This is a genomic window from Methylopila turkensis (genome assembly GCF_027922325.1).
Taxonomy (GTDB): domain Bacteria; phylum Pseudomonadota; class Alphaproteobacteria; order Rhizobiales; family Methylopilaceae; genus Methylopila; species Methylopila turkensis.
The window spans coordinates 528,155-549,493 of record NZ_BSFL01000001.1; the positions used below are offsets into that span (position 1 = coordinate 528,155).

General features: G+C 73.3%; 20 protein-coding genes. 9 read left to right on the top strand and 11 right to left on the bottom strand.

Features of this window, described 5'->3' with window-relative positions:
- Window positions 1–13: 13 nt before the first annotated feature.
- Entirely contained in the window at window positions 14–1,399 is a 1,386-nt protein-coding gene (locus PKE78_RS02455) for a GntP family permease (protein WP_271199255.1), read from the bottom strand.
- Between the two features lie 22 nt (window positions 1,400–1,421).
- Window positions 1,422–1,979 (bottom strand): gluconokinase, encoded by a 558-nt coding sequence (locus PKE78_RS02460; RefSeq protein ID WP_271199256.1) that lies wholly within the window; start codon window positions 1,977–1,979, stop codon window positions 1,422–1,424.
- 228 nt (window positions 1,980–2,207) lie between these two features.
- Between PKE78_RS02460 and mutL the strand changes: the two genes are divergently transcribed.
- The 4 genes from mutL (at window position 2,208) to PKE78_RS02480 (ending at window position 6,732) form a co-directional block, all read left to right on the top strand.
- Window positions 2,208–4,010 (top strand): DNA mismatch repair endonuclease MutL, encoded by a 1,803-nt coding sequence (mutL, locus tag PKE78_RS02465; protein ID WP_271199257.1) that lies wholly within the window; start codon window positions 2,208–2,210, stop codon window positions 4,008–4,010.
- A 77-nt stretch (window positions 4,011–4,087) separates the two neighbouring features.
- The gene (locus PKE78_RS02470) at window positions 4,088–4,693 is read left to right on the top strand and encodes a hypothetical protein (RefSeq protein WP_271199258.1); all 606 of its coding nucleotides are present in this window, start codon (window positions 4,088–4,090) and stop codon (window positions 4,691–4,693) included.
- Window positions 4,694–4,717: 24 nt separating this feature from the next.
- Window positions 4,718–5,965, top strand: a complete 1,248-nt coding sequence (locus PKE78_RS02475; protein WP_271199259.1) for a sensor domain-containing diguanylate cyclase — start codon at window positions 4,718–4,720, stop codon at window positions 5,963–5,965.
- 119 nt (window positions 5,966–6,084) lie between these two features.
- Window positions 6,085–6,732 carry a hypothetical protein gene (locus PKE78_RS02480; RefSeq protein WP_271199260.1) on the top strand — a complete coding sequence of 216 codons (648 nt, stop codon included), beginning with the start codon at window positions 6,085–6,087 and terminating at the stop codon, window positions 6,730–6,732.
- Window positions 6,733–6,748: 16 nt separating this feature from the next.
- On the opposite strand, the gene PKE78_RS02485 is transcribed toward PKE78_RS02480, so the two are convergent.
- The 3 genes from PKE78_RS02485 to PKE78_RS02495 are packed head-to-tail and all read right to left on the bottom strand — an operon-like array spanning window position 6,749 to window position 11,696.
- Entirely contained in the window at window positions 6,749–8,980 is a 2,232-nt protein-coding gene (locus PKE78_RS02485) for a fused MFS transporter/spermidine synthase family protein (protein WP_271199261.1), read from the bottom strand.
- Window positions 8,981–9,037: 57 nt separating this feature from the next.
- Window positions 9,038–9,607 (bottom strand): 16S rRNA (guanine(966)-N(2))-methyltransferase RsmD, encoded by a 570-nt coding sequence (gene rsmD, locus PKE78_RS02490; RefSeq protein WP_271199262.1) that lies wholly within the window; start codon window positions 9,605–9,607, stop codon window positions 9,038–9,040.
- Complete coding sequence (locus PKE78_RS02495) at window positions 9,588–11,696, bottom strand: pseudouridine synthase (RefSeq protein WP_271199263.1); 2,109 nt, start codon at window positions 11,694–11,696, stop codon at window positions 9,588–9,590. The genes rsmD and PKE78_RS02495 overlap by 20 nt, the downstream gene beginning before the upstream one ends.
- Before the next feature lie 61 nt (window positions 11,697–11,757).
- Here PKE78_RS02495 and PKE78_RS02500 point away from each other — a divergent pair, with 61 nt between their 5' ends.
- Genes PKE78_RS02500 through PKE78_RS02510 form a run of 3 tightly spaced genes read left to right on the top strand, consistent with a single transcriptional unit; the run spans window position 11,758 to window position 12,799 of the window.
- Window positions 11,758–12,204, top strand: a complete 447-nt coding sequence (locus PKE78_RS02500) for a nucleoside deaminase (RefSeq protein WP_271200052.1) — start codon at window positions 11,758–11,760, stop codon at window positions 12,202–12,204.
- A gap of 53 nt (window positions 12,205–12,257) precedes the next feature.
- The gene (locus PKE78_RS02505; protein WP_271199264.1) at window positions 12,258–12,416 is read left to right on the top strand and encodes a YqaE/Pmp3 family membrane protein; all 159 of its coding nucleotides are present in this window, start codon (window positions 12,258–12,260) and stop codon (window positions 12,414–12,416) included.
- A gap of 32 nt (window positions 12,417–12,448) precedes the next feature.
- Window positions 12,449–12,799, top strand: a complete 351-nt coding sequence (locus PKE78_RS02510; RefSeq protein ID WP_271199265.1) for a DUF4112 domain-containing protein — start codon at window positions 12,449–12,451, stop codon at window positions 12,797–12,799.
- An 18-nt stretch (window positions 12,800–12,817) separates the two neighbouring features.
- On the opposite strand, the gene PKE78_RS02515 is transcribed toward PKE78_RS02510, so the two are convergent.
- From PKE78_RS02515 to PKE78_RS02530, 4 genes are all read right to left on the bottom strand, one after another.
- On the bottom strand, window positions 12,818–13,645 hold the full coding sequence (locus tag PKE78_RS02515) for a patatin-like phospholipase family protein (protein ID WP_271199266.1): 828 nt from the start codon (window positions 13,643–13,645) through the stop codon (window positions 12,818–12,820).
- A 28-nt stretch (window positions 13,646–13,673) separates the two neighbouring features.
- Window positions 13,674–15,170 (bottom strand): SLC13 family permease, encoded by a 1,497-nt coding sequence (locus PKE78_RS02520; protein ID WP_271199267.1) that lies wholly within the window; start codon window positions 15,168–15,170, stop codon window positions 13,674–13,676.
- A 182-nt stretch (window positions 15,171–15,352) separates the two neighbouring features.
- Window positions 15,353–16,810 (bottom strand): exodeoxyribonuclease VII large subunit, encoded by a 1,458-nt coding sequence (gene xseA / locus PKE78_RS02525; protein WP_271199268.1) that lies wholly within the window; start codon window positions 16,808–16,810, stop codon window positions 15,353–15,355.
- Between the two features lie 28 nt (window positions 16,811–16,838).
- Window positions 16,839–17,147, bottom strand: coding sequence for a hypothetical protein (locus tag PKE78_RS02530; RefSeq protein WP_271199269.1), 309 nt, complete (start codon window positions 17,145–17,147; stop codon window positions 16,839–16,841).
- Here PKE78_RS02530 and PKE78_RS02535 point away from each other — a divergent pair.
- Complete coding sequence (locus PKE78_RS02535; RefSeq protein ID WP_271199270.1) at window positions 17,146–17,508, top strand: amicyanin; 363 nt, start codon at window positions 17,146–17,148, stop codon at window positions 17,506–17,508. The genes PKE78_RS02530 and PKE78_RS02535 overlap by 2 nt on opposite strands.
- A gap of 127 nt (window positions 17,509–17,635) precedes the next feature.
- Complete coding sequence (gene purD / locus PKE78_RS02540; protein ID WP_271199271.1) at window positions 17,636–18,904, top strand: phosphoribosylamine--glycine ligase; 1,269 nt, start codon at window positions 17,636–17,638, stop codon at window positions 18,902–18,904.
- 31 nt (window positions 18,905–18,935) lie between these two features.
- Here the strand turns inward: purD and PKE78_RS02545 are convergent, their stop codons facing one another.
- Window positions 18,936–19,808: a TIGR01459 family HAD-type hydrolase gene (locus PKE78_RS02545; protein WP_271199272.1), complete on the bottom strand. Its 873-nt coding sequence runs from the start codon at window positions 19,806–19,808 to the stop codon at window positions 18,936–18,938.
- A gap of 33 nt (window positions 19,809–19,841) precedes the next feature.
- Window positions 19,842–21,293 (bottom strand): EAL domain-containing protein, encoded by a 1,452-nt coding sequence (locus tag PKE78_RS02550; RefSeq protein WP_271199273.1) that lies wholly within the window; start codon window positions 21,291–21,293, stop codon window positions 19,842–19,844.
- Window positions 21,294–21,339 lie beyond the last annotated feature (46 nt).

The following is a 21,339-nucleotide window of genomic DNA, read 5'->3' on the forward strand; positions in this document are numbered from 1 at the left end:
GCCTCGCGCCCTCTTACGCCAGCACGAAGATCAGCCCGGCGATCGCGAAGCCCATCACGCTGATCAGGGTCTCCAGCACCGTCCAGGTCTTGAGCGTGGTCTTCAGGTCCATCTCGAAGAACCGGCCGACCAGCCAGAATCCGCTGTCGTTGACGTGGCTCGCGATCACGGAGCCCGCGGCGAGCGCCAGCACGACCGCGGCGGACTCGACCGAATTGTAGCCGGCCGCTGCGACCGCCGGCTGCACTAGGCCGGCCGCGGTGATGAGCGCGACCGTCGCCGAGCCCTGCGCGATCCGCAGCGCTGCGGCGATGACGTAGCCCGCCACGAACACGTGCATGCCGAGATCGTTCAGCGTCTGCGACAGCGCGCCCCCGATGCCGCTTTCCCGCAGCACGCCGCCGAACATGCCGCCGGCGCCGGTGATCAGGGTGATGGCGCAGATCGGGCCAAGCGCGCCGTCGACCAGCTTCTCGAGTTCGCCGAGCCCCTTTCCGCGACGGACGCCCAGCACGTAGGTCGCGACCAGCACAGCCACCAGCAGCGCGATCGGCGTCTGGCCGAGCGTGCGGGCCGTGACGAACCACGTCGCCTTGCGGTCGAAGACGCCGGCGGCGGCGAGGAAGTCGAGCCCGGTGTTGACGAAGATGATCGCGAGCGGCAGCAGCAGCAGCCAGATCACGGTCGAGGACTTGGGCGGGTTCGGATCGTGCGCCGCCTGCGGACCGCCGGACAAAAGCTCCGGCACCTTCACCTCGATGCGCTTGCCGATCCAGAGGCCGAACAGGTAGCTCGTAACGTACCAGGTCGGCACCGCGACCACGAGGCCGAGCAGGGTTACGAGGCCGATGTCGGACTTCAGCAGCTCGGTCGCGGCCACAGGCCCCGGATGCGGCGGCACGAACACGTGCATGACCGAGAACGCGCCCGCGGCCGGGATGCCGTAGCGCAGCAGGCCGCCGCCGAGCCGCTTCGCGACCGAGAAGATGATCGGCAGCATCACCACGAGGCCGGCGTCGAAGAAGATCGGGAAGCCAAAGATCAGCGACGCGACGCCGAGCGCGAACGGCGCCCGCTTTTCGCCGAACAGCCGGATCAGGTCGTCGGCGAGCGCCTGCGCGCCGCCCGAGACCTCCACGAGCCGGCCGAGCATGGCGCCGAGGCCGACGAGCAGCGCCACGGTGCCGAGCGTCGTGCCGAAGCCTGCGATCAGGGTCGGCACCACCTTCTCCGGCGCGATGCCGGCCGCGAAGGCGGTGACGAGGCTGACCAGGATCAGCGCCAGGAAGGCGTGCATGCGGAAGCGCATGATCAGCACGAGCAGCGCCGCGATGGCGGCGGCGGCGATCAGCAGCAAGGGTGCGGCGCCCATGGCGGGCGCGGCGGCGGCAGGGGTCATCGGGTCTCTCCCTCGGGGAAGGTCAGCCGCGCGCGGCGACGGCGCGGGGCGCCGGATCGCCTAGCCCGAGCGCCGCGAGCGCCCGTGCGACGACCGTGTCCGGGTCCGCGTTGACGTCGACGAGAACGCCGTCCGTCTCGTCCGGCGCGAGCTTCTCCAGCGCCTCGAACTGGGAATCGAGCAGGGAGACCGGCATGTAGTGTCCGGTCCGCTTCGCCATCCGCTCCTTCACGAGCGCGAGCTCGCCGACGAGCTCGACGAAGCTGAGTTCGACGGTCGCGCCGCGCAGCACCTCGCGGTAGCGCCGCTTCAGCGCCGAACAGGTGACGACGCTGGACGATCCGGCCGCGCCGTGGTCCGAGATCCAGTCGCGGATGCTCGCGAGCCAAGGGGCGCGGTCGTCGTCGTCGAGCGGAATTCCGGCCGACATCTGCTCGATGTTCGCCGGCGGGTGGAACTCGTCGGCCTCCGCGAACAGCCAGCCGAGCCGGCCCGCCAACGCCTTGGCGACGGTGGTCTTTCCCACCCCGGACGGTCCCATCACCACGACGCATCGCGCGCCTCGCTGCGTTTCCGGCATCTGAGCCTCCCTCGGCCTGCTCTTGTTGGGCCGACCTTCGCGCCGCCGGCGGGATGCGTCAAATAGCGCAGGTTGCACGCCCTCGGGCCCCTGCGTCGACGCAAACCTCTCCGGGCGCGAAAGCACGCAAGACCCCTCCCGTCGCAGCGGGGACGAACCATGTCCATGCCCGGCGGCAGGCTCTAGACTGGGCCTCGACTCGCACACATCGAGAAGCCGCGCCCGCCGATGCCTGTCCGCCTGCTCTCCGACGTCGTCGCGAACCGCATCGCCGCGGGCGAGGTGGTGGAGCGCCCGGCGTCCGTCGTGAAGGAGCTTGCCGAGAACGCGCTCGACGCCGGCGCGCGCCGGATCGAGGTGGCGTTGCAGGGCGGCGGCGCGCGGCTGATCCGCGTCGCCGACGACGGCTGCGGCATGGAGCGCGACGATCTCACGCTCGCGGTGGAGCGGTTCGCGACCTCGAAGATCGCCTCCGACGCCGATCTCGTCGGGATCGCCACCATGGGCTTCCGCGGCGAGGCGCTGCCCTCGATCGGCGCGGTGGCGCGGCTCGGGATCGAGACCCGGACCGCCGGCTCAGCCCACGGCTGGCGGCTGTCGGTCGAAGGCGGCGTCAAGTCCGAGCCCGAACCCGCGGCGCTTCCCCACGGCACGCGCATCACCGTGCGCGACCTGTTCTTCGCCACCCCGGCGCGCGCCAAGTTCCTGAAGACCGACCGCGCCGAGGGCCAGGCCGCGGCCGAGGTGGTGCGCCGGCTCGCGCTGGCCGCGCCGCAGGTCGACTGGACGCTCTCGCTCGAGGACCGGACGCTGCGCTTTCCCGCCGTCTCCGACGACGACGCCGGCCGCGCCGAGCGCATGGCGCAGGTTCTGGGCGCGGAGGTCGCCGAGGCGGTCGTCGCGATCGCGGGGACGCGCGAGGGCGCCGCGATCGCCGGCCATGTCGGCCTCAGCCACCTGCACCGCGCGACGGCCGCGGCGATCCACCTCTCCGTCAACGGCCGCCCGGTGCGCGACCGCCTGCTCGTCGGCGCGCTCAAGGCCGCCTATCAGGATGTGACGCCGCGCGACCGCTGGCCGGTCGCGGCCCTCGACATCCGCGTCGGCGCCGGCGAGGTCGACGTCAACGTGCACCCGGCCAAGGCCGAGGTGCGGTTCCGCGATCCCGGCCTGATCCGCGCTCTGCTGATCTCGACCGTGCGGGCGGCGCTCGCCGAGCGCGGCCCCGCGCCCTACGCCGCCGGCGGGGCGGAGCTGGCGCGCTTCGCCGCCGCGCCCTTCGGCCACCGGCCCGCGGCCCGGCCGGCGACCCCGACGCGCTGGCCGCAGCCGGCCCCGCGGCGCGGCTTCGGCGAGGCGGCGCAGGCGGCGTTCTCGGTCGATCTCGTCGACTTGGCCCCCGCGGCCGACCCGCAGGTCGCCGCGGCCGCGCCCGACGCCGCGCTCGACCGCCCGCTCGGCGCCGCCAAGGCCCATCTGCACGACACCTATGTGCTGGCCGAAACCCGCGACGGCGTCGTGCTGGTCGACGCGCATGCGGCGCATGAGCGCCTGAAATACGAGGAGCTGAAGCGACTGCGCGCCGCCTCCGGCGTGCCCCGCCAGGAGCTTCTGGTCCCGGACGTGGTCGACCTCGACCCGGCCGACGCCGAACGGGTGCTGGCCGCGGCCGACCTGCTGGCCGGGCTCGGCCTTGCGGTCGAGGGTTTTGGGCCCGGCGCCGTTCTGGTGCGCGCGACGCCCGCGCCGCTCGGCCCCTGTGACGGCGCCGCGCTGCTGCGCGACGTGGCCGAAGCGCTCGCCGAAGGCGACGCCGAAGCGGCGCCGGTGGCGCGCCGGCTCGACCACATCCTCGCGACGGTCGCCTGCCACGGCTCGGTGCGCGCCGGCCGCAAGCTCAAGCCCGACGAGATGAACGCGCTGCTGCGCGCGATCGAGGCCGAGCCCGCCGCCTCGACCTGCAACCACGGCCGCCCCACCTTCGTGCGGCTCTCTACCGCCGACCTCGAAAAGCTGTTCGGCCGGAGGTGACGCCCGCCAGGGTTGATCGGGCCGCCATGCTCCCGCACACAGAATTGACGCTCATCGAATCGCCGGGGAAGGCCGCCATGCTGGAACAGACCGCCGCCGATCTGCTGATCCGCCTCGCCGCCGTCTATGCGCTGCTCGGCCTGTTCGTCGCGCTGACGGTGATCGTCGCGCTCACCGCAGTGCGGCTCATCGCCGTGCCGAAGCTGCTGCGCACCGCGCTCTACGGCGTCTACGCGCTCGCCGGCGTCGGGCTTGTCGTCGGCTGGCTCGCGGGGGCGCTGCAGCCGCCGGACACGGCCGCCACGCAGGTCGCCGCCGCCGCCGAGAGCGCCAAGGCGTTCCAGGCCCGCAACAGCGCGATCGTGGCCTCGGACTCAGGCCAGATTCCGGTTGGGCAGGTGGGCACGGTCTACATCCAGGTCCCCGACATGGACGCCCGCTTCGCCGCTGAGAACCTGTGGCGCACGCTGAGGGCGGCCGGCTTCCAGTCGCCGGGCATCGAGGTCATCTCCGGCCGCTCTCCGGCCGAGCCCGAGGTGCGCTACTTCAACGACGCCGACAAGCCCCTCGCCGAGCAGGTCGCGGCGCTCGCGGCCCAGCACGGGCTGAAGGGCTCGGTGGTGAAGACGATCGCGAACTACACCGCGCCGCCCGGCCAGATGGAGTTCTGGTACCCGCGCTGACGGCGGCGGCGGGCGGCTCTGCGCATGGCGACGGACCCGACGCTCTCCGCGCGCGAACGGCGGCTGATCGAGGCGGTGGCGAGCCCGGTGCTCGTGATCGCGGCGGGGAACGACGCCGTGATCCTCGCCGCAAATCCCGCCGCGCGGCGGCTGCTCGGCGAGCGGGCGGCGGCGCGGCGCCGGCTCGCTGAGGCGCTGGGGCCGGACGCCGCGGCCGCGCTCGCCCGGGCGATCGGCGCGATGGCGCTGAACGGCGCCGGCGCGGGCGTGACGCTCGACTGCGGAGCGGCGGGCGCAATCCGGTTCGAGCTCGCGCGCGATCCGAAGGACCCCGGGCTCGTGGTCGCGACGCTCCGCCCCGAGGGGGCGCCCCCCACCGGCGCGGCCGACGAACGGGCGGAGCTGCGCGCCGTGCTGGAGTCGCTGCCCGTCGGGGTCGAGCTCTATGACCGCGACTTCAACGCCCTGTTCTACAACAGCGCCTCGGACGCGCTGTTCGATTACGCCGGCGTGGCGATCGCCCATCACGACCACTGGTGGCGGCTCGCCTTTCCCGACGCGGAGGCGCGCCGGAGCGCGCGGCAGGACTGGCGGCGCACGGTCGCCGCGGCGCGTGCCGACCCCTCCCGCGCCCACATGGCCGAATGGACCGTCCGCACGCGCGACGGCGGCGACCGCGTCATCCAGTTCTTCTACCGCTTCCTCGGCGAACGTTACGCCCTCGTCCTATGGGACGTGACGGAGCAGCGCCGGCTGGAGGCGGAGCTGCGCTCGGCGGCGCGGACGGACGCGCTCACCGGCGCGGCGAACCGTCGGCGCTTCGGCGAACGGCTCGCCCATGACGTCGCGGCCGCGCGCGCCGGCGGCGGTCCGCTCGCGCTGATCGTGCTCGACATCGACCACTTCAAGGCCATCAACGACCGCTTCGGCCACGCCGTGGGGGACGACGCGCTGAAGGCGGTGGCCGACCGCGCCGCCCGCGCCCTGCGGCGCGACGACATGCTGGCGCGGGTCGGCGGCGAGGAGTTCGCCGCGCTGCTGCCGCAGGCCGGCCGCGCGGAGGCCAAGACGGTCGCGGAGCGCCTGCACGCGGCGGTCGCGGGAACCCCGATCGTCGCCGGCGCCGTCACGCTCGGGGTGACCGTCAGCCTCGGCGTCGCGCTGCTGCGCGACAGCGACGGCGCGCCGGACGATCTGTTCGCCCGCGCGGACGCGGCGCTCTACGCCGCCAAGGCGTCCGGCCGCAACAGGGTCGTGTTCGAGGAACGCTAAGGATGGCCGCAGACAAGCGTTGACTCAGACCGGAGCCCAATACCAAAAAGAGCCTTAAACCACGCGCCGCCGTCGCGCGCCCCGGCCGCCGGTTCGGTCCGGTCAGGAGACCATCCGCCATGGGAATCGAGCGGCTCGTCCTGACGCAGGTGATCGTCTATTCGGTCGCCGTGCTGATCGTCGCGCTGACGCTCGCGATCGTGCTGGACCTGTTCAGCCTGCGGCGCCTGCCCGCCGAGATCCGCAGATACGTCTACCGCACCTTCCTGGTCGGCATCCTTGGGCTCGTGCTCGCCTTCGTCACCGGCGTGCTGAAGACGCCGGGCGAGATCGAGAACGCGGTCGGCCAGGTGGTGGCGCGCTCGACCGAGAACAACATCCGCCTCTCCAACGCCCGCTCCTCCGCCATCCTGCCGGAGGCGCTGGCGGGCGCCGCGCCGCGGCCGGCCGATCCGCAGTCCGCGCCTGTGGTCTACATGCAGGCCTCGACGCTCGCCCAGAAGAACGGCGCGGGGCCGTTCCTCGCCGCCCTGAGGCAGGCGGGGGTGAAGACGCCGGGCGTCGAGATCGTCGGCGTGCGAGCGCCACCCAAAGCCGAGCTGCGCTACTTCAACGAGGGCGACAAGGATCTCGCCGACAGGATCGCCGGCGTCGCCCGCGCAAACGGTTTCGACGACGTCGTGGTCAAGATCATCACCAGCTACAAGGCCCCGCCGGGCCAGCTCGAATTCTGGTACCCCCGCGCCGTGGCCGACCCCGCGCCCTGAGGCGCGAAGCCTCTCCTCAGTGGGCGAAGGCCTCGAGGATGTTGCTGAAATCGTCGGTCCACGGTCGGCGCGCGAGGTCCGGCGCGACGCGCGTCCAGCCACCTCCGGTCGCGATCGATCCGACGTCGGCGTCGTTCGCCGCCAGCATCACCGCCGTCACGCTGGTGCGCATCCGCGCCGAGATCGGCTCGTCCAGGTCGCCCTCGCGCCGGACCCATGCGGCGAACCCGAGATCGGCGCTGACGCGGGCGAGGATCGGCGCGAGCTCGAGATGCCGGTTCGAGACGTGCATCAGGATGGCGCCGCCGGGGGCGAGCTTCGAGCGGTAGAGCGCCAGCGCCTCGCGGGTCATCAGATGCGCCGGGATGGCGTCGGACGAGAAGGCGTCGACCACCACGAGGCCGAAGCCGCCGGGCTGATCGGCCATGGTGAGGCGGGCGTCGCCCAGCACCAGCGGCGCGTCGGGAGCGCAGGCGCCCACGAACGGGAACCGGCCGCCCGGCCGCGCGAGCCGGATCACGGTGTCGTCGATCTCGAGGAAGCGCCAGGTCTCGCCCGTGGCCCGATGGCAGGCGAGGCTGCCGCTGCCGAGCCCGATGACGGCGACCTCGCCGAGCGAGCCGCCGCGGGCCGCGCGGATCGCCGCGACGCCCTGCCCGAGCGCGCCTTCGCGGGTGTAGTAGGTGGTCGGCTCCGGCGCGCCCTCGTAAGGCGAGCCGTCGTCGTTCGCGACGCGCATGGCGCCGTGGATGGTGTTGCCGTGCACCAGCGTCAGGAAGCGACCGTCGGCGGTCGGCGAGACGCGGTGCACGCCGAAGAACGAACGCAGGCTCTCGCCGCGCTGCGCGCCGGGCGTCACCCCGCAGGCGACCAGGGCGGCGCCGAGCGCGAGCGGGACCACGCGGGCGGGCCGGCCCCAGAGCGCGACCATGCCGCCGGCGAAGGCGAGCGTCAGCGCGACATGCACGCCGAAGCCGGCCGACGGGTCGATCGCGGCGTAGAGCGCGCCGAGGGCGACGGCGCCGAACGCGATCACGCCGATCGCGACGAGGTCGCGGCGGGCCTCGCCCTTGAACGCGAGGCCCGGCAGGCAGAGCGCCGCCGCGGCGAGCAGCAGCGGGTATTCGGCGACGGTCGAGAACAGGCGCGGGGCCGCGAGCGCGGCGAATGAGCCGCCGAGCACGCCGCCGAGCGACATGAACAGATAGAAGCGCGTGAGGTCGCCGGCGGCCGGCCTCAGCGCGTAGAGCCGGCCGTGCGCGGTCAGCGCGACGGCGGTCAGCAGCGCGAGGTGGAGCGGCAGCGCCACCGCGATCGGCCAGTCCGACATCAGCGAGACGAAGGCGGCGGCGGTCAGCGCGACCTGCGCGAAGGCGAGCGGCTTCGACGCGATCAGCGGTTTTGCGCGGAACGCGGCGACGAATGTGAGCAGGAACAGCGCGAGCGGCGCGACCCACAGCAGCGGGGCCGCCGCGACGTCGGTGGTGATGTGCGCGGTGACGGCGACCAGCAGCGCCGAAGGCACGAAGGCGAGCCCGACCCAGGCCGGCCAGCGCCCGGACGAGGCCGGGTCGCGGACGGCCGGAGCCGCCGCCGCGCCCGCGCCGCCGCGCAGCGCGGCGAAGCCCGCGAGCGCGATCAGCCCGATCAGCACGGCGTAGCCGGCGGTCCACAGCCGGCTCTGGCCGGCGAGCGCCATCAGCGGTTCGGCGAGAAGCGGATAGGCGACCAGCGCGCCGACCGAGCCGAGGTTCGAGGCGGCGTAGAGGAAGTAGGGATCGGACGCGCCTTCGCGGCGCGAGGCCGCGAACCACGCCTGCAGCAGCGGGCCGTTGGCCGAAAGCGCGAAGAACGGCAGGCCGACCGAGGCCCCGAACAGTCCGAGCAGCCAGATCGCTTCGCCGTCGGCGGGCGGCCGTCCCCAGCCCGCGGCGACCGCGATCGGCAGGACGGCGAAGCCGACCCCGAGCACGGCGAGATGCGCGATCACGGCGTTCCTGAGCGTCAGCGTGCGGGTGATGAGGTGCGCATAGGCGTAGCCGCCGAGCAGCAGCGCCTGAAAGAACACCATGGCGACCGACCACACGCCCGGCGCGCCGCCAAGCGTCGGCAGCACCATCTTGGCGAACATGGGCTGCACGGCGAACAGCAGGAAGGCGGAGAGCCCGATCGCCGCGGTGAACGCCGTCGCCGCGCCCGCGACCGCGCGCCGCCCCGCCGCCGCGCCCTCGATATCCGCCGCCGTCATGTCGCCCGTCTCCCGCGTCCCGGCAAGACGCTAGACGGCCACCGCTTAACGACGCCCTTATGCGGGCGGCGACGCCCTCAGAATCATCACCTTGGTGTCGCCATAGGCGCGGGTTTCGAGCTCCTCGAAGCCGGCGGGCGTCGCGACGTCGGCGTCGGCCGCCTCCTCCCAGACGACGAGGGCGCCGGGCGTCAGCCAGCCGCCGTCGTGGGCGGAGGCGATCGCGCGCTCGCCGAGGCCGCGACCGTAGGGCGGATCGGCGAAGACGAGGTCGAAGGGCGCGACCGCGCCGATGGACCCAAGATGGGTCGCGTCGCGGCGGGCGATGCGGCTCACGCCGCCGAGACCGAAGGCCTCGACGTTGGCGCGCAGGCAGGCGCGCGCCTCCGCGCCCTCGTCCACGAACAGCGCGTAGCGCGCCCCGCGCGACAGCGCCTCGATGCCGAGAGCGCCGGTGCCGGCGAACAGGTCGAGCGTGCGCGCGCCGTCGGCCGGATCGCCATAGGCGTGGGCCAGCACGTTGAACAGCGCCTCGCGCAGCCGGTCGGTGGTGGGGCGGATCGCGCGCGAGTCCGCCGCCGGACCTTTGAGCGCGCGGCCCTTGAACTTACCGCCGACGATCCGCACCGCCCGGCCGTCCCTTGCCGCCGCCGGGCTTGCCCCCAGCAGGCCTGCCCCCGCCGCCAGGCTTTCCGCCCGGACCGCGCGGCTTGAACCCGCCGGGCTTGCCGCCTGGCTTGAAGCCGCCTGGCTTGCCGCCGCCGGGCTTCGCCTCGCGCGGGCGGCCGTCGCTGCGCGGCGCGGCGCCGTCGCTGCGCGGGCGACCCGCGAATTTCGGACGGTCGCCGGCGGGGCGGTCGCCCGCCGGACGATCGGCGCGCGGGCGGTCGCCGCGCGCAGGACCTGAGCGCCGCTCGCCCTGCGTCCGTTCCGGCCGCTCGCCGTCGGCGCGACGCGGCGCGCGCGCGCCCTCGGGACGCTCGCGGCGCTCCGACGTCGCGGCGTCGTCGCGCCAGCGCGGCGCGGAGGTCCGCGGCGCGGCAGGACGACGTTCGCCGCCGGGAGCCTCCGGGCGATCGGGGCGCGGGGCGCGCACGGGACGCTCGCCGCCTTCGCTACGCGCGAACGGGCGCGGCGCGCGGGCGGGACGATCGCCGCGATCGTCGCGCCGCGGGCCGCGATCGGGGCCGTCGGGACGCGGAGCCCGCACGGGACGCTCGCCGCCTTCGCTGCGCGCGAACGGGCGCGGGCCGCGGGCGGGACGATCGCCGCGATCGTCGCGGCGCGGGCCGCGATCCGGGCCGTCAGGACGCGGAGCTCGCACGGGACGCTCGCCCGCGGCGGACCGGGCGGGACGCTCGGACCGTTCGCCGCGCTCGGGTCGGGCGCGCGGGCGTTCGCCGCCTTCGTTGCGTGCGAACGGGCGCGGACCGAGGGCGGGACGGTCGCCGCCGTCGTCACGACGCGGACCGCGATCCGGACGATCGGAACGACCGCCGGGCTTGGCTCCGGCCTTGGGCGCGGCCTTCGCGTCGGCGCGCGGCGGGCGCGGGGCGCGGCCTGCGGCGCCGAAACGCTCGGCGGCGGCCGGATCGCTGCGGCGCACGCGCTTCGGCGCGGCATCCGCATCGCCGCGCTCGACGCGCTCCACCTTCACCGCGCGGCCCTTGCGGTCGGCGACGGAGCCCGCGCGCTTCTTCACCGGCGCGCGCTCCTCGCTCGGGCCGGCGGCGGCGGGCGCCGCCATGTCGCGGGGCCGGGCGACCGGCGCGCGCTTGCCGACGCGCTGCGACGGGTCCTTGAGCCGGTCGCGCTCGGCGGTCGCCCGCGCCTCCGGGCCGGTCTTGCGACCTGCGCCGCGGCCGCCGGTCACAAGCGGCGCGTCCTCGCCATGGTCGAACGCCGACGCCTCGAAGTCGCAGCCGGCCTCTTCCGCAAGGCGCTTGCCGAGCTGGTCGGCGAGGGTGCGGGTGCGCACCTCCTCGACCGCGCCCTCGCCAAGGTCGCCGAGCTGGAACGGCCCGAAGGAGATGCGGATCAGGCGGCTGACGGCGAGGCCGAGATGCTCGGCGACGCGCTTGACCTCGCGGTTCTTGCCCTCGCGCAGCCCGATCTGCAGCCAGCAATTGTCGTTGAGCTGCCGCTCCAGCGTCGCTTCGATGCCGCCGTAGTGGAAGCCGTCGATGGTCACGCCGTCCTTGAGCGCATCGAGCTTGTCCTGCGTCACCCGGCCGAAGCAGCGCACGCGGTAGCGGCGCAGCCAGCCGGTCTCGGGCAGCTCCAGCACGCGCGACAGGCCGCCGTCGTTGGTGAGCAGCAGCAGGCCCTCGGTGTTGATGTCGAGCCGGCCGACCGTCACCACCCGCGGCATCGCGGGCGGAAGGATCTCGAACACCGTCTCGCGGCCTTCGGGATCGTGCGTGGTGGTCACATAGCCGCGCGGCTTGTGGTAGAGCCAGAGCCGCGTGCGTTCGCGGGCGGGCAAGGCGCGGCCGTCGACCGTCACGCGATCCGCGGGCGTGACGTTGCGGGCGGCGGCGTCGATCACCGCGCCGTTGACCGCGACGCGGCCGGCGGCGATCCAGGCCTCGGCCTCGCGGCGCGAGCCGAGGCCGGCGCGGGCGATCACCTTGGCGACGCGCTCGCCGGGCGGCGAGGCGGTCCTGTCCTCGGCGCCCGGATGCGGGGCGTCGGTGCGGTCGGTTTCATCTGTCATGACGAGCGGGCGATAGCACGTGAGCGACGGGTTTACGAGGGCGAAGACGGCCGTGACGCCGATGGCGCGGGCGCTCGACGAGGCGCGGGCCGCCGCCGCGCGCGGCGAGACGCCGGTGGGCGCCGTCGTCATCCGCGACGGCGCCGTGATCGCCGCCGCCGGAAACCGCACCCGCGAGCTCAACGACCCGACCGCGCACGCCGAGATGCTGGCGATCCGCGCCGCCTGCGTCGCGACCGGAAGCGAGCGGCTCGTCGGCTGCGACCTGCACGTGACGCTGGAGCCCTGCCCGATGTGCGCGGGGGCGATCTCCTTCGCCCGCATCCGGCGGCTCTATTTCGGCGCCGAGGACCCGAAGGGCGGCGCCGTCACCTCGGGCGTGCGGCTCTACGGGCAGCCGACCTGCCACCATGCGCCCGAAGTCTATCCCGGCATCGGCGAAACCGAATCCGCCGAACTCCTCAGGGCCTTCTTCCGCGCCCGAAGAGACCCCATGTCGGGTGGGTGAACCGGAACGCGTCTGGCGCGTTGTCGGGCTGGGCATTCTTGAGAGGAAGTTTCATGGACGTCGTCCGCATCCTGATCGCCATTCTGCTGCCGCCGCTCGGCGTGTTCCTGCAGGTGGGCATCGGCCTGCACTTCTGGCTCAACATCCTGCTGACCATCCTCGGGTACATCCCGGGCATCATCCACGCCATCTGGGTCATCATCCGCAAATGAACGCGCGCGCCGCGACCGGCTTCGCCGGACGCATGCCCCAAACGCCCGGCCACGCCGAGACGCTCGACGAGCTCGACCGGCTCGCGCATCTGCTGGACTCGCGCTGGCGGATTCCCGGCACCAACTGGCGCTTCGGCGTCGACGCCCTCGTCGGCCTCGTGCCGGTCGCGGGCGACCTCTCGGCGGCGCTGGTGTCCGGCTACATGATCAAGCGCGCGCACGAGCTCGGCGCGCCGAGCCACGTGCTCGCCCGCATGGTCGGCAACGTGGCGCTCGACACCGTGGTCGGCAGCATTCCGATCCTCGGATCGGTGTTCGACGTCGCCTTCAAGGCCAACCGCCGCAACATCGCGCTGCTGCGCCGGCATTTCGGCGGGGTCTGAGCGCCGCGCCGCCGCCCTTCAGGAGGCCAGCGCCGCTTCGATCGCGCGCTTGGTCTCCTCGCGCGTGCGCTCGGTCGCGCGCAGCACGGCGGAGGTCTTCAGGAAGTCGAGCAGCGTGATCGCCTCCACATGGGGGCGGATCACAGCGTCCGGCGCGCGACGTTCGAGCTTAAGCGCCACGATCGCTGCCTGCATGATCTGAACCGAGCCGAGCCCGACCTCCAGCGCATTAGGCGGACGGGGTCCGTCGAGCACCGCCCCGCCGGTCACGTCGACTGCAATTACAGCGTCGACGTCGCCCAGCACGTCGAACGGGAGCGGGTTGGTCATGGCGCCGTCGATCAGGGTTCGGTCCCGGTGGACGACCGGTCGGAACAGGCCGGGGATCGCCATCGACGCCGCGACCGCCGGCCTGAGCGGTCCGTCGCGGAACACGATCTCGGCGCGGGCGAAGAAGTCGGTTGCGATCGCCGCGAACGGGATCGCAAGCTCCTCGAACGTCTCCGCCACGCCCTCCGGCAGGAACAGCTCCATCAGCGTCTCCGCGTCGAGCAGCACCGGGTTGCGCGAGCCCGCGCCGAACAGGTCCGGCAGCCGGCCGACCCTCGCCTTCCAGAGCTTGCCGACCACGTCGCCGCGCGTCCGGAGCATCGCCGCGGTGTGAGCGCGCAGCTCCGCCGCGCTCAGGCCGGAGGCGTAGGCCGCGCCGTAGATCGCGCCGATCGACGTGCCGGCGATCGCAGCGGGACGGACGCCGAGATCGTCGAACGCCTGCAGCGCATGGATATGGGCGAGGCCGCGCGCCCCTCCGCCGCCGAGCGCGAGGCCGATGCGGCGTGCGCTCACGCCGTCGACCCGCTGATCCGTGCCGACGTCAGGATTTGCCCTCTCCGGACGACGCCCAGTCCGGCAGCTCGCCGAGCGTAACGCCGAAAAAGGCGAGCATCAGGCCATAGGCGACCGTCGAGATCACGAGCAGCGCTCCGAGGTTTAGCCCCAAGCCGGTCCGCGCCATCTGGGGGATGGTGACGCGTCCGGAGCCGAAGACGATCGCGTTGGGCGGCGTGGCGACCGGAAGCATGAACGCCATCGACGCGGCCAACGCAGCCGGCACGGTCAGCAGCAGGGGGTTCTCGCCGAGATTGACCGCCAGCGCCGCAAGCAGCGGGATGAAGGCGGCGGCGGTGGCCGTGTTCGAGGTGAACTCGGTCAGGATCAGCACCACCGCGGCGACCACGATCACCACCCCGATCAGCGGGAGCGGCGAGGCGACGGCGCCGAGCAGCGACCCGATCCAGCTGTCGAGGCCCGTGGAGCTGACGGCGGCGGCGAGGCTCAGGCCCCCGCCGAACAGCACCAGCACGCCCCACGGCAGGCGCTTGGACGCCTCCCAGTCGATCAGCGCTCCGCCCTTGGCGTCGCCTGACGGGACCAGGAACAGCGCGAGCGCCGCCAGTATCGCGATCGAACTGTCGTTCAGGCCGGGAATGAAATCGTCCAGGACGGTCCGAAAGATCCAGGCGAAGGCTGTGACGACGAAGATGACGCCGACCCGAACCTCGGCGCGCGACCAGCCGCCCAGCCCGTCGATCTCGCGCCGGATCACCGCTCCGGCGTTCTCGACCTCGACCGCCTCCAGGCGGATCGCGATGCGCGTCAGCAGCAGCCAGGCGGCCACGAGCATGACGACCGCGACGGGCACGCCGATGATCATCCAGCGCGCGAAGCCGAGGTCGTAGCCGTAGGTCTGGTTCAGCGCCCCGGCCAGAAGCGCGTTTGGCGGCGTGCCGATGAGCGTGGCGACGCCGCCGATCGAGGCCGCGTAGGCGATCGCGAGCATCAGCGACAAGGCGAAACCGTCCGCCTTCGCGCGTCCGTCCATGAGGCCGACGACGGACATGGCGACGGGCAGCATCATGACCGCCGTCGCGGTGTTCGACACCCACATGGACACGAACGCCGTCGCGATCATGAAGCCGCCGACGATGCGGTCCTGCCGCGATCCGGTCCAGGCGACGATGTTGAGCGCGATCCGGCGGTGCAGGTTCCAGCGCTCCATCGCCAGCGCCAGCACGAAGCCGCCGAGAAAGAGGAAGATGATCGGATCGCCATAGGGGGCGCCCGCCTTGGTCACGCTGACGGCTCCCAGCACCGGCAGCAGGGCGACGGGGGCGAGCGCGGTCGCGGGAACCGGAATGGCCTCCGTGATCCACCACACGATCATCAGCGCCGCGACCGCCACGACCCGCCACCCTTCGGGCGAAAGGCCCTCGGGCGCCGGCAGCGCCAGCAGGAGGAGGAAGACCGCGCCGCCGATGAGAATAGGAACAGGCTTCATCGGAAACCGGGCGGAATTCTCGGCGTTCTCCATGCGCGGCGCGCTCCAATCGTACCCGTCAGCGGCGTCTGCGCGCCGGTCACCTCAGGCGAGGCGGTATCAGGCGCGGCCCCGGCGCGGATCAAGCGCCGAGCGGCTAGCCAGGGGGAATATTCTCGTGAAGAGCGCCGCGCGCCGGCGCGCGGGCCGCCCTCTGATCCGAGCCAGCGCGAAGTTCAACTGAACAGGTCCGGCTGCCCGGCGGGCCCGGGCTTCCGCGCCTTCGGCTCCCGCTTTGGCGCCGGCTCCCCGGGCAGGGTTGGTCCGGCGCCGGACGTCGTCGCGCCGACTTCGCCGTCGGCGAAGACGAGCCGCAGCGCGTCGCCGGGCTGGAGCTCGCTTGCGCGGCGCACGACCTCGCCGCTCCCCTCGCGCAGCGCGAGCGCGTAGCCGCGCTCCAGCACGCCCGCGTGGCTGTAGCTCCGGAGCAGCTTCCACGCCCCGGCGAGCCGGTCGCGCCGGCGCTGCTCCAGCGTGGCGAAGGCGCGGGAGAGCCGTCCCTTCAGCGCATCCGCGCGCTCGCGGCCGAGCGCGATGCGGTTCGAAAGCGTCGCGGGCTGCAGCCGGGCGCCGGCCGCCGCGAGCCGGGCGCGGTGGCGGCCGGCGTTGGCGGCGAGCGCGGGGGCGAGCCGCGCGGCGGCATGGTCGAGCCGCTGGCGCGGCGCCTGCAGCAGCGCGTCGAGCGCCGGCAGCGCCCGCGCCGCGGAGCGCAGCTCCGTGCGCCTGGCCTCGAGCCCGCGGAAGGTCGCGCCGCGGAGCCGGCTCCCGAGCTCGGCCACATAGGCGACGAGCTCCGCCCGGACCGGCGCGACCATCTCGGCGGCGGCGGTCGGCGTCGGCGCGCGCCGGTCGGCGGCGTGGTCGATCAGGGTCGTGTCGGTCTCGTGCCCGACCGCCGAGACCAGCGGGATTCCGCTCTCCGCCGCGGCGCGGACGACGATCTCCTCGTTGAAGCTCCAGAGGTCCTCGAGGCTGCCGCCGCCGCGCGCGACGATCAGCACGTCCGGCCGCGGGATCGGGCCGCCGGGCGCCAGCGCGTTGAAGCCGCGGATCGCCGCCGCGACCTCCGCCGCGGCCGTCTCCCCCTGCACCCTGACCGGCCAGACCAGCACGTGGGAGGGGCAGCGGTCCGCGAGGCGGTGCAGGATGTCGCGGATGACGGCGCCGGTCGGCGAGGTGACGACGCCGATGACCCGGGGCAGGTAAGGCAGCGGGCGCTTGCGGTCCGGGTCGAACAGCCCCTCGGCCCGAAGCTTGCGCTTGCGCTCCTCCAGCAGCGCCATCAGCGCGCCGACGCCGGCCGGCTCCAGATGGTCGATCACGATCTGGTAGGCGGACTTGCCGGGATAGGTGGTGAGCCGCCCGGAGGCGATCACCTCCATGCCCTCCTCCGGCTTGAAGCGCAGCTTGGCGAAGGCGCCGCGCCAGACCACCGCGTCGATCTTGGCGCCCTCGTCCTTCAGCGCGAAATAGGCGTGGCCCGAGGAATGCGGCCCGCGATAGCCCGAAATTTCCCCGCGCACCCGCACATGGCCGAAGGTCTCCTCCACCGTGCGCTTGAGCTGCTGAGACAGCTCCGAGACGGTGACGTCTCGGGCGTTGGTCGGCGCGGCTGGGGCGTCGCTCAGGGTCATGGGCCTCTCATCGGACTGCGCCGGTCTGTCATACCCAAAACCGGCAGCCGCCGCGAGATTGCTGCGTCGCAACAAACGCGAAAATGTCTAAGTCGAGGTTGATCACAATTTCGTCTGCGACCGCGCGGCGCATTGCAAGCATAGTGATTGTCTTATTTGACTGCACCCGCGCACGCGCTAGGTATGCTGGATGAAGGCATTGTCCTCGTCCGGCCTGATACTGCTTTTCACAGTTCCAGACTGCTTCGCCCGCTCGCGACTGCTGAACGAAAATGCCGGAGCGATCGACTCGTAAACGAGCGAGCGCCGAGAATAACGCAACCGAGGAGAACGTCATGCGTAACGCCCTGCTGGCCGCGCTCTGCGTCGCCCTGCCCGTGTCCTTCGCTTACGCCCAGGAGCCGATCGAGATCGTCGAAGGCGGCGCCGCGAGCGCCAACGCCGTCAGCATCGACAAAATGGCGTTCGGAACGCCCGAGATCAAAGTCAAGGTCGGCGACAGCGTGACCTGGACCAACAACGACGAGATCGCCCACAACGTCCACTTCCGCGGAGGTCCGGCCAAGGGCAACCCCAAGGCGCAGGGCAAGATGCTCAACAAGGGCGAAACCTACACCGTGAAGTTCGGCGCCGCCGGCGAGTACGGCTACATCTGCACCCCGCACCCGATGATGAAGGGCAAGGTCATCGTCGAATGATCTGACGGGCCGGACCCCCCGTTCCGAACTGCGGCCGGCGGCGCGCCCCGCCGTCGGCCGTGACCCGGAGCCCGGCCTCGTCTAGAACGGCGCGACACCGACCCCGTCGACGCCCGCGCGAGGCCCAATGATCGTTCTCCTTCTCGGCTCCGGCGGCCGCGAGCACGCGCTCGCCGCAAGCCTCGCGAAGAGCCCGCGGCTCACGCGCCTCATCGCCGCGCCCGGAAATCCGGGCATCGCCGAGCACGCCGAGCTGCGCGACGTCTCCGTCGACGACCTAGACGGGATCGTGGCGCTGGCCAAGGCCGAGGCCGTCGACCTCGTGGTGGTCGGCCCCGAGGCGCCGCTCGTGGCGGGCGTCGTCGACCGTCTCGCGGACGCCGGAATCAAGGCGTTCGGCCCGAGCGGGGCCGCGGCCCGGCTCGAGGGCTCAAAGGCCTTCACCAAGGCGCTCTGCGCCGAACACGGCATCCCGACCGCGGGCTTCCGCCACTGCCGCGACGCAGCCTCAGCCCACGCCGCCGTCGACGCCTTCGGCGCGCCGGTCGTGGTGAAGGCCGACGGCCTCGCCGCCGGCAAGGGCGTGGTGGTGGCCGAAACTCTGGCCGAGGCGCATGCGGCCGTAGACGCGCTGTTCGAAAGCGCCGGCGCCGAGGCCGTGGTCGAGGAGTTCATGGAGGGCGAAGAGGCCAGCCTGTTCGCCCTGTGCGACGGGACCACCGCGCTCCTGTTCGGCGACGCGCAGGACCACAAGCGCGCCTATGACGGCGACGAGGGGCCGAACACCGGCGGCATGGGCGCCTATTCGCCGGCGCCGGCGCTCAGCCCCGCGATCGCCGAGGACGCGATGGCGCGCATCGTGCGGCCGACGGTGAAGGCCATGGCGGAGGCGGGAACGCCGTTCGTCGGCTTCCTTTACGCCGGGCTGATGCTGACCTCGGACGGCCCGAAGCTCGTCGAATACAACGCCCGTTTCGGCGACCCGGAGGCTCAGGTGGTGCTGCCGCGCCTGAAGGACGACCTGCTCGACCTGCTCATCGCGGCGGTCGACGGCGATCTCGCCGCCCGCAAGCCTCGCTTCGCCCGCGAGACCGCGCTCGCCGTGGTGATGGCGGCGAAGGGCTATCCCGGACCCCATGAGAAGGGCTCGGAGATCCGCGGGATCGCGAAGGCCGCGGCCCGGCCGGGCGTCACGGTGTACCACGCCGGCACCGCGCTCGACGGCGATCGCCTGCTGGCGGTCGGGGGCCGCGTGCTCGCGGTCTCCGCGATCGGCGCCGACGCGGCCGAAGCCCAGATGAACGCCTACTCCGCGGTCGACCTGATCGACTGGCCCGAAGGCTTCTGCCGCCGCGACATCGGCTGGCGCGCCGCCGCCCAGGCCGAGGAGGGGTAAGGCGACCGCAAGGCCGGACGCCCCTCCCCGCTCACCACGTCAGCTGGGGCGTCACCGCGACGGGGTGATAGCCGTTGGCGGCGAACAGCGCGGCGAGCTTCTCGGGGTCGGGCGCGCCGCGGCCGAGCTCTTCGGCGTGGATGCCGTCCGCCACGAACAGGCAGTCGAGGCCCGCCGCCGTCGCGCCGGCGAGGTCGGTGCGCACCGCGTCGCCGATGGCGATGACCCGCTCGCGGTCGACGTTGCGCTCGAGGATGTCGGAGGCGAGGCCGAGCGCGGCGTCGTAGATCGGCGCATAGGGTTTGCCGGCGTAATGGGTCTCGCCGCCCATGTCGCGGTACATGTCGGCGATGGAGCCGGCGCACCACAGCAGCTGGTCGCCGATCTGCACCACGAGGTCGGGATTGGCGCAGATCAGCGGCGTGCCGCGCGCCTTCAGCGCCTCGAGCCTTGGGCGGTAGTCCTCGGGAATCTCGACGTCGTCATGGACGAGGCCGGTGACGACCGCGACCGGCGCCTCTTCGGCGGACACGCGCTCGATGCGCTCGTCGCCGAACAGCGGCACGTCGCGGTCCGGTCCGATGTGGTGGACCCGCGAGACGCCGCGCTCGGCCAGCATATGGCGCGTGACGTCGCCGGAGGTGATGACTGCGTCCCAGGCGCTGCGCGGCACGCCGTAGCCGTCGAGATGGGACACCACCCAGTCGGAGGGGCGCGGCGCGTTGGAGACCAACACCACGGCGCCGCCTCCGGCGCGGAAGCGGGTTAGGGCGTCGCTTGCGGCGGCGTGGGCGGCGAGGCCGTCGTGCAGCACGCCCCAGACGTCGCAGAGCGCGACGTCATAGGCCGAGGCGAGCGGCGCGAACCGGGCGAACACCGGGGATTCGGAAGAAACATCGGACATGAGGGCCCCGGCTAAGCCTGGGCCGCGGCCCCGTCAAGCGCGGCGCACGAACGGCCGCGGCTGGAACCGGCGCGGCTGGCTCTCCGCGCGCGCCGGCTCGGGCGTCGCCGGCGGGTCCTCGCGCACCGGGCGCGGCACGCCGAACAGATGCCCCTGCGCGGCCCGCACCTCGTGGTCGAGCAGCTCCGGCACCTCGCTCTCCTCCTCGACATGGGTCGCGATCAGGTCGACGCCGTGGCGAAGCAGCAGGCTGGCCAGGTCGGATGGGTGAATCGCGAGGCCGCGCGCGGCCTCCGGGTCGAGCAGCGCCGCGGCCGGAACCTTGACGAAGCGCACGCCGCGGCGCGCGAGATCGCGCGGCTCGATCCTGAGATCGGTCGCCTGGTCGATCGAGAACCGCCAGCCGCGCTCGCTCAACGCCTTGCGGGTCTCGCGTCCGGCCTGGTCCAGCCCCTCGAACGCCTCTTGCGTCAGCTCGAGCGTCAGCGCGCGCGCGACCTCCGGCGTCCGCTCCGCGATGTCGATGAGCTCGCTGACGGCGCCCTCGTCGCCGAGCGTGCTGGCGGCGATGTTGACGAACACGCCGACGGTCCGCCCGCTCTCGATCAGCCGCGCCGCGACCCGGGCGCCGCGGGCGATGGCGCGGCGGTCGATCTCGCCGAGCCGTCCCTCGGCGGCCGCGACGGCCAGGAACTCGTCCGGAAGCGCGATGCCGTCCGGCTCGCGCAGACGGGACAATCCCTCGTAATGCAGCGTGCGGCGGTTCGGCAGCGCGACCACCGGCTGGAGGTAAAAGTCGATCCGATCGTCGCGCAGCGCGAGCTCCACGCGGGCGGCGACGCCGCGGTCGACCGGCCCGCCCGGCTCGTCGGGGCCATGCTCGGCGTCGAGCGGATCGAACGCCTCGGGCGCCTGTGGCTTCGGGGCCGCGGGCGTCGCAGGCGCGGCGACGCGGCGGCCCGACGGCGCGCGGGAGACGGGCGGCTCGGGCGCGCGCTCGGGCTCCCGGGCGGCGGGCGGTTCGGACGCGACGGGAGGCGGAGGCGCCGGGACCGCGACGACGGGCTCTGGAATCGCGTCGAGGCGGAGATGGACGCGGTTGAGCGTGAGCTCGTGCGCCGCCACCTCCTTCGCGACCGACGTCACCAGTCCCCCGAGCGCCGCGATCTCCTCCATCAGCGGGCGGGCGGCGGCGCGCGCGCGCTCCTGCACCGCCGCGTCGAGGGTGGAAATCCGGACGTCGAGCGTCTCGACGCGGCTTTGGAGCTGCGTCGCCAGCCGGTCGAGATCCTCGAGCCGGCTCTCGTCCAGTCCGGGCGGCCGCACGAAGGCCATGTGCGCGAAGGCCATCAGCGCCAGCGCCGACAGCGCCGCGAGCGCGCTCTCCGCGCCGCCGAACCCGAGACCGTAGCTCGCGATCACGCCGACGCACGCCGCCGTCACCGCCATCGCGAAGGCGACGAAGAAAACGGCAGGCTTGGGCATCCGGGTGCTTCCGTGGGGCGCGCGAGACGGAATCATTTCAGATTCG

What these genes read in the sequence shown, in the direction of transcription:
- PKE78_RS02500 (WP_271200052.1), top strand. Translation starts at nt 11,758, where the DNA reads ATGGCGCGGGCGCTCGACGAGGCGCGGGCCGCCGCCGCGCGCGGCGAG.
- PKE78_RS02470 (WP_271199258.1), top strand. Translation starts at nt 4,088, where the DNA reads ATGCTGGAACAGACCGCCGCCGATCTGCTGATCCGCCTCGCCGCCGTC.
- PKE78_RS02510 (WP_271199265.1), top strand. Translation starts at nt 12,449, where the DNA reads ATGCCCCAAACGCCCGGCCACGCCGAGACGCTCGACGAGCTCGACCGG.
- PKE78_RS02485 (WP_271199261.1), bottom strand. Translation starts at nt 8,980, where the DNA reads ATGACGGCGGCGGATATCGAGGGCGCGGCGGCGGGGCGGCGCGCGGTC.
- PKE78_RS02475 (WP_271199259.1), top strand. Translation starts at nt 4,718, where the DNA reads ATGGCGACGGACCCGACGCTCTCCGCGCGCGAACGGCGGCTGATCGAG.
- PKE78_RS02480 (WP_271199260.1), top strand. Translation starts at nt 6,085, where the DNA reads ATGGGAATCGAGCGGCTCGTCCTGACGCAGGTGATCGTCTATTCGGTC.
- xseA (WP_271199268.1), bottom strand. Translation starts at nt 16,810, where the DNA reads ATGACCCTGAGCGACGCCCCAGCCGCGCCGACCAACGCCCGAGACGTC.
- PKE78_RS02520 (WP_271199267.1), bottom strand. Translation starts at nt 15,170, where the DNA reads ATGGAGAACGCCGAGAATTCCGCCCGGTTTCCGATGAAGCCTGTTCCT.
- PKE78_RS02505 (WP_271199264.1), top strand. Translation starts at nt 12,258, where the DNA reads ATGGACGTCGTCCGCATCCTGATCGCCATTCTGCTGCCGCCGCTCGGC.
- PKE78_RS02460 (WP_271199256.1), bottom strand. Translation starts at nt 1,979, where the DNA reads ATGCCGGAAACGCAGCGAGGCGCGCGATGCGTCGTGGTGATGGGACCG.
- mutL (WP_271199257.1), top strand. Translation starts at nt 2,208, where the DNA reads ATGCCTGTCCGCCTGCTCTCCGACGTCGTCGCGAACCGCATCGCCGCG.
- PKE78_RS02455 (WP_271199255.1), bottom strand. Translation starts at nt 1,399, where the DNA reads ATGACCCCTGCCGCCGCCGCGCCCGCCATGGGCGCCGCACCCTTGCTG.
- PKE78_RS02550 (WP_271199273.1), bottom strand. Translation starts at nt 21,293, where the DNA reads ATGCCCAAGCCTGCCGTTTTCTTCGTCGCCTTCGCGATGGCGGTGACG.
- PKE78_RS02535 (WP_271199270.1), top strand. Translation starts at nt 17,146, where the DNA reads ATGCGTAACGCCCTGCTGGCCGCGCTCTGCGTCGCCCTGCCCGTGTCC.
- PKE78_RS02545 (WP_271199272.1), bottom strand. Translation starts at nt 19,808, where the DNA reads ATGTCCGATGTTTCTTCCGAATCCCCGGTGTTCGCCCGGTTCGCGCCG.
- PKE78_RS02530 (WP_271199269.1), bottom strand. Translation starts at nt 17,147, where the DNA reads ATGACGTTCTCCTCGGTTGCGTTATTCTCGGCGCTCGCTCGTTTACGA.
- PKE78_RS02495 (WP_271199263.1), bottom strand. Translation starts at nt 11,696, where the DNA reads ATGACAGATGAAACCGACCGCACCGACGCCCCGCATCCGGGCGCCGAG.
- purD (WP_271199271.1), top strand. Translation starts at nt 17,636, where the DNA reads ATGATCGTTCTCCTTCTCGGCTCCGGCGGCCGCGAGCACGCGCTCGCC.